Here is an 11,050-nt window from a genome sequence, read left to right on the forward strand (position 1 = left end):
TGCGTCTCAGGCGGCTTTGGTCTTGCTGTTGCGGGACGAAATGATCGCGACCACGATCGCGGCGCAGATGATCTGGATCAGGTACTGGATCCAGTCCGGGCCGGGCGTGTCCTTGACGCCGAGCAGTTTGGCGATCAGGCCACCGATGAACGCCCCGATACCGCCGCCGAGGATGGTCCAGCCGAGGCTGATGTTCTGCTTGCCGGGGAGCACCAGCCGGGCCAGCGGCCCGAAGATGATGCCCGCGATGAGACTGACGATGATCATCCAGATCCAGTAACCCACGATGCCTCCTTGTGAGGGGGAGGACCTGCGTCCGGTCAGGTGCCCCGTGACAAACCAGACCAATCGTGACGCAGGTCTACCGCCATCGTGCCCTCCGAGCGGCCCCAGCGAACCGGGACACGCTCGACTGTGTCCGGACCGCGATCAGATCGCGCCGAACCCGACCTTGCGGGTGGACACCTCGCCGATCTCGACGTACGCCAGCCGGTCGGCCGGGACCAGCACCTTGCGGCCCTTCTCGTCGGCCAGCTCCAGCAGGCCGGTCTTACCGCTGAGCGCGTCCGCCACCAACTGCTGGACCTCTTCCGGGCTCTGCTCGGATTCCAGAACCAACTCGCGATTGGCGTGCTGTACGCCGATCTTGACCTCCACGAAACCCTCCGGGCACGCTCCGACCGGCGGCTCTCGCCGGTGACCCTTCGAGCCTATCCGCTCACGTCCCCCGGCTCTCACCCGTCCGCCCAGAGCAGAACCTCAGGGCGGTGCCGCGGGCCTCAGCCGTCGGTGCGCGGGAAGCCGCGGATGCCCCGCCAGGCCAGGGACGCGACCAGGTCGGCGGCGTGCTCCTGGGGGATCGACGGGTCACCGGCGCCGAGCCAGTAGCGGGCACTGACCTGGGCCATGCCGACCAAGCTGACCGCCAGCACCATCGACTGCTCGCGGCTGAGGCCGGCGTCGGCGCTGATCACCTCGGAGACGGCCTCGGCGCACGCGTGCGTGACCCGGTCCACCCGCTCGCGGACGGCCGGCTCGTTGGTCAGGTCCGACTCGAAGACCAGGCGGAACGCGCCCTGCGCGTTCGCCACGTAGTCGTAGAAGGCGTGCATCGTCGCAGCGACCCGGAGCTTGTTGTCCTCGGTCGACTTCAGGGCGTCCTGGACGGACGCGACGATGGCCTCACAGGACGTGTCCAGCAGCGCCAGGTACAGCTCCAGCTTCCCGGGGAAGTGCTGGTAGAGGACCGGCTTGGAGACGCCGGCCCGGTCCGCGATGTCGTCCATCGCGGCCGCGTGGTAGCCGTTCGCGACGAATACCTCCTGGGCCGCCTCGAGCAGCTGCGCGCGGCGGGCCAGCCGGGGCAGGCGGCTGCCACGCTTGGGTGCGGTCTCAGGTGTCGTCGACACGGTGGTGGCTCCTTCGGGTGTGACGTTCAACGAATCCTACCCAGCAGTCCTCCTCGCCAGTAGCTTCCCTGCCGAACAGCGTTCCACCGAAACCCCGATCAGCGGTCCGAACTCAGCGGTAGTCGTCCTCGCCGGCCTCGCCCACCGAGCGGCGCTGTTCCTCGACGTCGGCGGGATCGGCTTCGTCCGGCAGCTCCGTCTCCTCGGGCCGGTCGTCCACCACGGTCGAGGCCAGACGCTGCTCCAGTACGTCGGCCTCCGAGGCCTCGTCGGGCAGTGACTCGTCAGTCAGTGACTCGTCTGTCAGGAGCTCGTTGCTCAGCGTCTCGTCAGGCAGCGTTCCATCGCCCTCGTAATCGGCTCCACTGGTCATGCGACTCGCTCTCCTCTCGGACTGCGACAGCTATGACAACTACGTGTCTACCACCTACACCCTGCTACGCAACCGACGGTAACGGCTGCGGATCGTCGTACAGGCCCTCCAGGACGTCCCCGTACTCCTCGATGCGGGCCAGGACCTCGTGCGGGAGGAATCTGAGCTCTTCTGGTGACGTGGCGGACGCCACCTCGTCCCAGTCGATCGGTGTGGACACGCGCGGCTCGTCGGAGCCGCGGAGTGAGTACGGCGCCAGCGTGGTCTTCGCGCTGGCGTTCTGGCTCCAGTCGATGAACACCTTGCCGGGCCGGAGCGCTTTGGTCATGTTGGCGGTCACGCTCTCCGGAAGAGCCTCCGCCAGCTGCTCTGCGAGCTGCTTGGCGAACGCACTGGTCAGCTTGGAGGACGCGGGCTCGATCGGCACGTACAGGTGCATGCCCTTGTTCCCAGACGTCTTCGGCCAGCCCTCCAGACCGTAGTGGCCGAGCAGCTGCCGCAGCGCGAGTGCGACGTCGCAGCACTCCACGATGGTCGCCCCGGGCCCCGGGTCGAGGTCGAACACGATCAGGTCGGCCTGTGGGTTCTTGCCGTCGTCGGACAGCCCGATCCGCCACTGCGGGATGTGCAGCTCGAGCGCCGCGAGGTTGGCCAGCCACACCACGGTCTGTACGTCGTCCGCGACCACGAAATCCGCTACGTCGCGCCCGGTCGAACTACCGGGAGTAGGCAGCGTCACGGTCCGTACCCAGGCCGGCGTACCGCGGGGAGCGTTCTTCTCGAAGAAGTACGCCGCTTCGGTGCCGTCGGGCCAGCGCTTGCGGGTCAGCGGCCGGTCGGCCAGATGAGGCAGCAGCAACGTGGCGACCTGGTGGTAGTAGTCGATGACTTCGGCCTTGGTGAACCCGGTCCGTGGATACAGCACCTTCCCGAGGTTGGTGAGCTTCATCGTCTGCCCGTCGACCTCGGTAGTCAGCTGCTGCTGCGTGCCCGCCATACCTCCATGTTTCCATCCGCCATGTTTCCATCCGCAGAGCGTCCTACCATGGGAACCGTGGATAGTTACGGGCCAGTAACTGGGGACGCCGGCCCCCTGGAGTTGCAGGAGTGGCCGGAGCGGCGGGTGCCGGTCGCGGGAGTGGATCTGCTGGTCAGGGACGTTCCAGGCGCTGCGGCGGACCTGCCGCCTGCGCTGTTCGTCCACGGCCTCGGCGGGTCGTCCCTGAACTGGACTGCCCTCGGCGCCATGCTGAACGACACCATCCGGGGCATAGCGCCCGATCTGCCCGGCTTCGGGCGTACGCCGCTCTCCGGCGTGATCGGGATCTCGGAACAGGCAGCGCTACTCGTGGAGCTCCTGGAGAAGGAGTTCGACCGGCCGGTGCACGTGTTCGGCAACTCGATGGGTGGGGCCACGTCGGTCGCGCTGGCCGCGCAGCGTCCTGATCTCGTGGCGTCGTTGACGCTCGTCTCGCCCGCATTGCCGCATCCGCGGGTGTCCGCGAGTGCGCTGTGGTTCACCGCGCTGGCGACTCCGCGGCTCGGTCTCGCCGTCCTGGAGCGGACGCAGCGGCTGCCGTTCGACCAGCGGTTCCAGGCTTCGCTGTCGATGGTGTTCGGGGACCCGCGGACGCTGTCCCCAGAGGTGCGGGCGGCGTACGAGGAGGAACTGCATCGGCGCGACACCGACCCCTGGGGCCGGCAGGCGACGGTGCAGGGCGCTCGGAGCATCCTGCGGTCGTCGCTGGCCAGACCGCGCCGGTCGCTGTGGGCGGACGCTGCCACCGTGGAGTGCCCGGTGCAGTTGATCTACGGCGGCAAGGACCGGCTGGTCGACGCCCGGATCCGCACCAAGGCTCAGCGCACGTTCCCGAACGCTCGGCTGCTTTACCTGCCGCAGTCGGGTCATGTCGCACAGATGGAGCACACCGAGGAGGTGGCTCGTGCCTTCCGCCAGCTGGTCTCGTGATCGAGTCGAATCCGAGGCTCGACTGAGACACGACTGAGCAGGCCGTCCGGTCAACTTTCCTCTCGCCTGACAAGTACTACACGTGACCGTGTTGGGACGAACGAGAGGATCACTGTGCGAGGTATCGGCAGAGCCGCCCGAAGTCTGTCGTTGGGAATAGTCGCACTACTCGGTGTGGGGACACTGACCGCAACAGCCGCGCCACCGGCGCCTCCTACAGTTGCTAAAGGCAACCAATGGGAGGTGCGTCCGGTAGCCGGCGGTTATCAACTGACGCTGCATCTGGACGCACCCGCCGCGATGCGTGCATCGCTTCCACTGCTGGCGGTCGACGGCAAACCGCTGGGCGTCGCAAGGCAGTCGCCGGACCGCAAGACGCTGACTCTGGTCAGTGCCGATCCGTCCGTGCTGACGGCACGCGACGTGAGCCTGGTCTGGTCCGGGGACCTGGGGAAGCAGTCCGGCAAGAGCCGTGGCATCACTGCCGGCGGTCCGACGGACGCCGACTGGCTGAAGGCGCGGCGTGGTCCGCTGCTGCCCTCCGACCCCGGTGCACTGGGCAAGTACAAGGTCGACACCGCGGAGTACAACCTGGGTGACGAGGCGATCGACCTGCCGGGTCTCGGCCACAAGTCGGAGCTGCGCGGCAAGGTGTACTCACCGCGCGGCGCGCTCGGACCGCGGCCGCTGGTGATCTTCCTGCACGGCCGCCACGAGGTCTGCTACGGCGATCCGACGCACCCGTCCGACGACGCCAAGCCCTGGCCGTGCCCGCCCGGCATGAAAGCCATCCCGAGCTACCGCGGGTACGACGCTCCGGCGGCCGCACTGGCCAGCAACGGCTACCAAGTGGTCTCGATCAGCGCCAACGCCATCAACGCCTGGGACAGCGATGCGTACGACGCCGGCGCGCAGGCACGGGCCGAGCTGATCCTCGACCACCTCGCGCTGTGGCGGAAGTGGTCGACTATTGGTGGCGGTCCGTTCGGCACTCGCTTCGTCGGCCGGATCGATCTGCAGAACGTCGGCCTGATGGGCCACTCGCGTGGCGGTGAGGGCGTCGCCCGAGCCGCAGTACTGAACGCGGACCGCGGTGGCCAGTACGGGATCCGCGCGGTCCTCCCGCTCGCCCCGACGGACTTTGCCCGGGCCACCGTGCCAGGTGTCGCGATGAGCGTCGTCCTGCCGTACTGCGACGGCGATGTGTCCGATCTGCAGGGCCAGAAGTTCTACGACGACACCCGCTACTCGGTGGACGGTGACGCCGCGCCGCGGTCCACCGTCACGGTGCTGGGTGCCAATCACAACTTCTTCAACACCGAGTGGACGCCGGGGCAGTCCGTCGCTCCGTCGAACGACGACTGGTTCGGTGACGAGAAGGCAGCGCCGTGCGGGGCGAAGTACGCGGGCCGTCTGACCGCGAAGGAGCAGCAGGCGGTTGGTACGGCGTACGTCGCGGGCTTCTTCCGCCTGCAACTGGGACACGAGACGCAATTCCTGGCGCAGTTCGACGGCTCGGACTCGCGAGCGGCGTCGGCAGGGAAGGCCGTCGTACGAGTGGTGTCGCAGGCACCTATTGGTTCGCGGCGGGACCTGAACCACTTCGACAAGGCTCTGCCGACCGGTGCGGTCAGCGGGAAGGTCTCAGCGACTGTCTGCGCCGGAGTGGCCAACGCCGGAGTGGCCAGCACAGCACAACGAGCAGGTACGCCGGCTTGTATGGCGACCGATGACTGGGCCAGCGCACCACACTGGGGTACGGCGTGGTTCGCAGCGATGACGCCGACCACTGCGGTCACCAAACTGAAGTGGACGGGTACCAATGGGGTCGTGCGAGTCGACGTGCCCGCCGGCAAGCGCGACGTACGGCGTTTTGCGGCTCTGACGTTCCGTGCCGCGCCGGACCCGGTTGGTGCGCCGAAGACCGACCTGACCGTCCGCGTGGTCGACGGGCACGGACGCGCGGTCGCCGTACCGGTGTCTGAGGTGAGCGACGCGTTGGTGCGGATGCCGGGGAGCAACGACGGCAGCGGCCTGCCGAAGAACCTGCTGCGGACGGTGCGCATCCCGGTCTCGTCATTGAAGGGCGTCGACCTGCGGGATGTGCGTGCGGTAGAGCTGCGGACCGACCGAGTGGCCAGCGGGTCGGCGTACGTGAGCGATCTGGGGTTCTCGTCGCCCGGACTCGGGTTCTCGGCGCCTGCGGCGCTGCTGCCGAAGTTGTCGGCGTCCAACGTCACTGTGCAGGAGGGTGACAAGGGAACGCGGACAGTCGACTTCTGGGTCCGCCTGTCCCGCCCGAGCATCCGGCCGGTCAGCGTGTACATCGAGACGAACGGCGAGCTCGCGGAGACGGTTGGCGAGGTCGCGCGGCAGTTGGTGTTCAAGCCGGGGCAGGTGCGGCAGAAGGTGACTGTGCCGATCACGGGGAACACGCGGGACAGCTATGACATCCCGTTCAGCCTGGTGCTGTCGGTGCCGCACGACGGGCTGCTGGACGAGTCCTTCGGGCACGGTCTGGTCATCGACGACGACCCCACGCCGACGCTGACGCTGGGCAACCTGAAGATCGTGGAGAAGACCGGCCTGGTCAACTTCCCGGTCAAGCTGTCGGCGCCGAGCGACAAGTACGTGTCGTTCAGCGGAGTCCTCGAGAACGGTACGGCGGTCTTCGGCAAGGACTACACCGACGCGAACGAGGGCCCCGCGGCTCCCACCATCGACGGCTACGTGGAGCCCGGGAAGACCACCGGCGACCTGTCGGTCAAGATCCTCGACGACAAGCTGAAGGAGCCCGCCGAGACCTTCACCGCCGTGATCCGGCAGATCGACGGCGCCACCCTGAAGGTCCCGACCACCCTGACCGCCACCATCACCGACAATGACTGATACGGACTGAGACGGGGGTACCGGGATGTGGACTCCGGAGAGGGTGCTTGGCAGAGTGCGGGAACATGGAGAAGGGACGGATGGTTGAAAACCAACAGATTCCGTACGACGTCTTCCTGAGGAGCCGACAACGTGTCACTGCCACCGCTGGTCGAACCGGCTGACGAGCTGACGATTGACGAGGTGCGCCGGTACTCGCGGCACCTGATCATCCCCGAGGTCGGGATGGCCGGACAGAAGCGGCTGAAGAACGCCAAGGTGCTGGTGATCGGCGCCGGCGGTCTGGGCAGCCCGGCGCTGCTCTACCTGGCCGCGGCCGGGGTCGGCACGCTCGGCATCGTCGAGTTCGACACCGTCGACGAGTCCAACCTGCAGCGCCAGGTGATCCACGGTCAGTCCGACGTGGGCAAGTCCAAGGCGCAGTCCGCCAAGGAGTCCATCCTCGAGGTCAACCCGTACACGAACGTCGTCCTGCACGAGACCCGGCTGGACAACGACAACGTGTTCGAGATCTTCGAGCCGTACGACCTGATCGTCGACGGCACCGACAACTTCGCCACCAGGTACCTGGTGAACGACGCCGCGGTGCTGCTCCACAAGCCGTACGTGTGGGGTTCGATCTTCCGTTTCGACGGCCAGGTCAGCGTGTTCTGGGCCGACAACGGTCCCTGCTACCGCTGCCTCTACCCGGAGCCGCCGCCACCCGGCATGGTTCCGTCCTGCGCCGAGGGCGGCGTGCTCGGCGTGCTCTGCGCGTCGGTCGGCGCCGCGCAGGTCACCGAGGCGATCAAGCTGCTCACCGGCATCGGCGACCCGTCGCTCGGCCGGCTGAACATCTACGAGGCGCTCGACCTGAACTGGCGTTCGCTGAAGGTCCGCAAGGACCCGAACTGCGCCATCTGCGGCGAGAACCCGACCGTCACCGAGCTGATCGACTACGAGAGCTTCTGCGGCGCGATCACCGAGGAGGCGGCCGACGCGGCCGCCGGCTCGACGATCTCCGTCAAGCAGCTCAGCGAGTGGATCAAGCTGAAGGACAACGGCGAGAAGGACTTCGTCCTGATCGACGTCCGGGAGCCGAACGAGTACGAGATCAACAAGATCCCAGGCTCGGTGCTGATCCCGAAGGCGGACTTCCAGACCGGTGTGGCGCTGGAGAAGCTGCCGCAGGACAAGCAGCTGGTCTTCCACTGCAAGTCCGGCGTCCGCTCCGCCGAGGTGCTCGCGATCGCCAAGGGCGCTGGCTTCTCCGACGCGGTCCACGTCGGCGGCGGCGTGGTTGCCTGGGTCGACCAGATCGACCCGAGCCAGCCTTCGTACTAGAACGGCATTCTGCAAGACGTGACCGCCTCGGCGGCGGCGGGATCACCCGTCACCGCCGGGGCGTCGTCACGTCCGGAGAGCGTCCGCAGGTAGCCGACCGCATCTACCGCGGCGCAACCCACCGGCGCACCCCTCCCGAGCTGGTAGGTCCCACCTCCCGCCCCGGTGAGCTCCACCTCGACAGCGGGCCGTTCGCCCCACCACGGCCCGTCGATCACGTCGTACATCACCTGGGCGACGATCTCCTCCGCATGAGGCCCCGGATCGAACCCGCGGCCGAGGGCCTGGCAGACGTCGTCGCGGTGCATCCACAGGTCCCGCGCCAGCAGGATGTCGTGGATGTAGCCGAGGTTCATCCGGACCCCGTTGAAGGTCATCGCCATCCGCCGCATCAGCTCCGGCTCGGTCGAGATCTTCCGCGTCGCCTTCGCCCACACCTGGTCGAAGGTGGTGCGCAGTTCCGCAGGCGGCGTACCCCGGTGCTCGTCGGCCTGGACCATCATGTGCGCGTCGATCCGCAGTACGCCGGGATAGACCCGCTTCGCCTTCCGGTAGCGCCGCGGGAACGAGAGCGGCCGGGTCACGTCCTCCGCCTGCCCGATCAGGTGTCCGGCGATGTCCGCGACGTCCCACTCTTCGCAGACGGTACGGCGTTTCCACTCGTCGCCCTCGATCGACGCGAGCACCTCGTGCCACGCCTGGAGCTCCGCGTCCCGGTGGATCCGGCATGTTGCCCGATCGGCCCGCCCGATCTGTTCCGCGAGTACTGCGCTCATTTCTTCCCCCTGGCCGGTGCGTAGTGCTGGTAGAACATGTCGAGTACGGTCGGCAGCATCCGGATGAAGCGCCCGTCGTCGAACGAGACATCAGGCTCGTTGGCCATCTGCTGCGAGAGCAGACCGGCCGTGAGTGACGTGTACAGCGCGACCCCCTCGTCGGACGCCGCGTCCGGACGCAGGTGACCGGCGTCGGCCGTGGCCTGGAGGTGCTCCCGGAGGTCCTGCAGCGTTTCCTGCGCCGGCGCGTACGCCGCCTGGCTCGGCTCGAATCCGGGCACCGTCCGCCAGAACATCAGCTGCGTGTACACCTGGTTGTCGAGGCACCATCGACAGAACGCCGTCGCCGCGACCAGGCTGAGCTCGCGTGGATCGTCCGTCGTCGCGCCGGCCAGCGCCTCCCGGTAAGCGTCCCGCTGCAGCTCACTGCCGCGCTGGAACAACGCGTCGTAGATCGCCATCTTCGACGGGAAGTACTGGTACAGCGACGGCGGCTGCATGCCGAGCCGCCGGGCCACCGCGGACAGGCTGAGCGCCGCGACGCCCTCGGTCGCCATCAACTCGATGGCGACGTCGAGGATCTCTCCGATCGTCTCCTGACGACGGCGGGTACGGCGGTCCGGCGCGGCAGTGCTCATATCATGAGGAAAACCTAACGCCATTAGGGATGTCAATACCTCGTAGATTGTCCCCGGCGGCGCGTACTGTTCTAAGGCATGTGCAGAAACATCACCGTGCTCCGGGGTCTCGAGCCGTCCGCGACCTCCGAGGAGATCTATGCGGCGGCGTTGCAGTACGTGCGGAAAGTGACCGGAGTCGGCTCGCTGAGCGCGACCACGCGCGGCCCGATCGAGCGCGCCGCCACCGAGGTCGCGCGGATCACCGAGCAGTTGCTCGAAGAGATGCCGGCCCGGCGGACACCGCCGCAGACAGTGCCGCCGCTGCGCCGTCCGGAAGTCCGCGCCCGGCTCGGTCTCGACTGAGCGCCAACCGGAGGAGCGCCAGCCGGAGGAGCGCCAGCCGGAGGAGCGCCAACCGGAGTACTGTCTCCCGGGAACGATGACCTTTGCCCTGAGGGAGGCGCGGGATGCGGTTCGCGATCAAGACCAGGCCGGAACACACCACCTGGCAGCAGATGCGGGACGTGTGGGTCGCGGCGGACCAGTTCGAGATCTTCGAATCCGCCTGGCACTGGGACCACTTCTACCCGCTGACCGGTGACATGCAGGGCCCGAACCTGGAGGCCTGGACCACCCTGGCCGCGCTCGCGCAGGCGACGTCGCGGATCCGGGTCGGCTGCCAGGTGACCGGCATGATCTACCGGCATCCCGCCGTGCTCGCGAACATGGCCGCGACCACGGACATCATCTCCGGTGGCCGTCTCGAGCTCGGCATCGGCGCCGGGTGGAACGAGATGGAGACCGCGGCGTACGGCATCGAGCTGTATCCGTTGAAGGAGCGCTTCGACCGCTTCGACGAGGGCACCGAGGCGATCATCGCGCTGCTCACCGAGCCGGTCGCGAACTACGACGGGAAGTACGTCAAGCTCACCGACGCCTACTGCAACCCGAAGCCGGTGCAGACCCCGCACCCGCCGATCACGATCGGCGGCAAGGGCCCGAAACGGACGCTGCGCGCGGTCGCCAAGTGGGCCCAGCACTGGAACGTGATCGTCCCGGACCCGCAGGAGTGGAAGCCGCTCAAGGACCTCCTGGTCCAGCGCTGCGAGGAGGTCGGCCGGAACGTCGACGAGATCACCTGCTCGGTCAACGTCCGCATCGACCCCGACAGCCCGCTCGACAAGGCGGTCGCCGAGGCCGCGGCGTACGGCGAGGCAGGTGTCGACCTGGTCGTGATGAACCTCCCGCTGGACGCGCCGCCGTCGGTCCTGGAGCCGTTGGCGAAGGCACTCGCGCCGCTCGCCTAGATTTGGCCCGTGGATCGGGAGGAGTACATCGAGGCTGTCCTGCGGGCCGTGGAGTCGATCCCGGAGGGCAGCGTCGCGACGTACGGGGACATCGCCGAGTACGTCGGCCAGGGCGGACCGCGGCAGGTCGGCGCGATCATGCGCGAGTACGGCGCGAGCGTGCCGTGGTGGCGGGTGATCCGCGCGTCCGGCGTACCCGCTGACGAGGTCGGCGACGAGCAACTGCACCGGCTCCGGTCGGACGGCGTCCGGGTCACGAACGGACGGGTGAACCTTCGTGACTCTCGGTGGGATCCGCAGGACTGAACCGTCCGCTTTCCGGCTATCGGAGGCCGTACTCGGGGTGGGCGTTCGGAGTTTGTCGGTGGAGTCTGCTGGGATGAT

General features: G+C 67.8%; 13 protein-coding genes. 6 read left to right on the plus strand and 7 right to left on the minus strand.

Features of this window, described 5'->3' with window-relative positions; genetic code table 11:
* Window positions 1-6: 6 nt before the first annotated feature.
* The 5 genes from ACFYRH_RS28820 to ligD all read right to left on the minus strand — a co-directional run bounded on the left by ACFYRH_RS28820 (window position 7) and on the right by ligD (window position 2,779).
* Window positions 7-285, minus strand: coding sequence for a GlsB/YeaQ/YmgE family stress response membrane protein (locus ACFYRH_RS28820; protein WP_387781908.1), 279 nt, complete (start codon window positions 283-285; stop codon window positions 7-9).
* A gap of 144 nt (window positions 286-429) precedes the next feature.
* A complete protein-coding gene (locus ACFYRH_RS28825; RefSeq protein WP_387781910.1) occupies window positions 430-657 on the minus strand; it encodes a DUF3107 domain-containing protein in 228 nt (75 codons plus the stop codon).
* A gap of 122 nt (window positions 658-779) precedes the next feature.
* A complete protein-coding gene (locus ACFYRH_RS28830) occupies window positions 780-1,409 on the minus strand; it encodes a TetR/AcrR family transcriptional regulator (RefSeq protein WP_387781912.1) in 630 nt (209 codons plus the stop codon).
* A 112-nt stretch (window positions 1,410-1,521) separates the two neighbouring features.
* Window positions 1,522-1,782: a hypothetical protein gene (locus ACFYRH_RS28835; protein WP_387781914.1), complete on the minus strand. Its 261-nt coding sequence runs from the start codon at window positions 1,780-1,782 to the stop codon at window positions 1,522-1,524.
* Window positions 1,783-1,846: 64 nt separating this feature from the next.
* The gene (gene ligD, locus ACFYRH_RS28840) at window positions 1,847-2,779 is read right to left on the minus strand and encodes a non-homologous end-joining DNA ligase (RefSeq protein WP_387781916.1); all 933 of its coding nucleotides are present in this window, start codon (window positions 2,777-2,779) and stop codon (window positions 1,847-1,849) included.
* A gap of 57 nt (window positions 2,780-2,836) precedes the next feature.
* Here ligD and ACFYRH_RS28845 point away from each other — a divergent pair, with 57 nt between their 5' ends.
* The 3 genes from ACFYRH_RS28845 to moeZ all read left to right on the plus strand — a co-directional run bounded on the left by ACFYRH_RS28845 (window position 2,837) and on the right by moeZ (window position 7,963).
* Entirely contained in the window at window positions 2,837-3,751 is a 915-nt protein-coding gene (locus ACFYRH_RS28845; protein WP_387781918.1) for an alpha/beta fold hydrolase, read from the plus strand.
* Between the two features lie 243 nt (window positions 3,752-3,994).
* A complete protein-coding gene (locus ACFYRH_RS28850; protein ID WP_387781920.1) occupies window positions 3,995-6,640 on the plus strand; it encodes a Calx-beta domain-containing protein in 2,646 nt (881 codons plus the stop codon).
* Between the two features lie 132 nt (window positions 6,641-6,772).
* Entirely contained in the window at window positions 6,773-7,963 is a 1,191-nt protein-coding gene (moeZ, locus tag ACFYRH_RS28855) for an adenylyltransferase/sulfurtransferase MoeZ (RefSeq protein ID WP_387781922.1), read from the plus strand.
* Here the strand turns inward: moeZ and ACFYRH_RS28860 are convergent.
* Both ACFYRH_RS28860 and ACFYRH_RS28865 read right to left on the minus strand, forming a co-directional pair.
* On the minus strand, window positions 7,960-8,739 hold the full coding sequence (locus ACFYRH_RS28860) for a maleylpyruvate isomerase family mycothiol-dependent enzyme (RefSeq protein WP_387781924.1): 780 nt from the start codon (window positions 8,737-8,739) through the stop codon (window positions 7,960-7,962). The genes moeZ and ACFYRH_RS28860 overlap by 4 nt on opposite strands.
* Complete coding sequence (locus ACFYRH_RS28865) at window positions 8,736-9,377, minus strand: TetR/AcrR family transcriptional regulator (RefSeq protein WP_387781926.1); 642 nt, start codon at window positions 9,375-9,377, stop codon at window positions 8,736-8,738. The genes ACFYRH_RS28860 and ACFYRH_RS28865 overlap by 4 nt, the downstream gene beginning before the upstream one ends.
* A gap of 78 nt (window positions 9,378-9,455) precedes the next feature.
* On the opposite strand from ACFYRH_RS28865, the gene ACFYRH_RS28870 reads away from it, so the two are divergent.
* From ACFYRH_RS28870 to ACFYRH_RS28880, 3 genes are all read left to right on the plus strand, one after another.
* The gene (locus ACFYRH_RS28870) at window positions 9,456-9,722 is read left to right on the plus strand and encodes a DUF2277 domain-containing protein (protein ID WP_130439916.1); all 267 of its coding nucleotides are present in this window, start codon (window positions 9,456-9,458) and stop codon (window positions 9,720-9,722) included.
* Between the two features lie 104 nt (window positions 9,723-9,826).
* Window positions 9,827-10,666 carry a TIGR03560 family F420-dependent LLM class oxidoreductase gene (locus ACFYRH_RS28875; protein ID WP_387781928.1) on the plus strand — a complete coding sequence of 280 codons (840 nt, stop codon included), beginning with the start codon at window positions 9,827-9,829 and terminating at the stop codon, window positions 10,664-10,666.
* A 9-nt stretch (window positions 10,667-10,675) separates the two neighbouring features.
* Window positions 10,676-10,972 carry an MGMT family protein gene (locus tag ACFYRH_RS28880; protein ID WP_387781930.1) on the plus strand — a complete coding sequence of 99 codons (297 nt, stop codon included), beginning with the start codon at window positions 10,676-10,678 and terminating at the stop codon, window positions 10,970-10,972.
* Window positions 10,973-11,050 lie beyond the last annotated feature (78 nt).

Origin of the sequence: Kribbella sp. NPDC004875 (assembly GCF_042873375.1) — a bacterium.
Lineage (GTDB): Bacteria > Actinomycetota > Actinomycetes > Propionibacteriales > Kribbellaceae > Kribbella.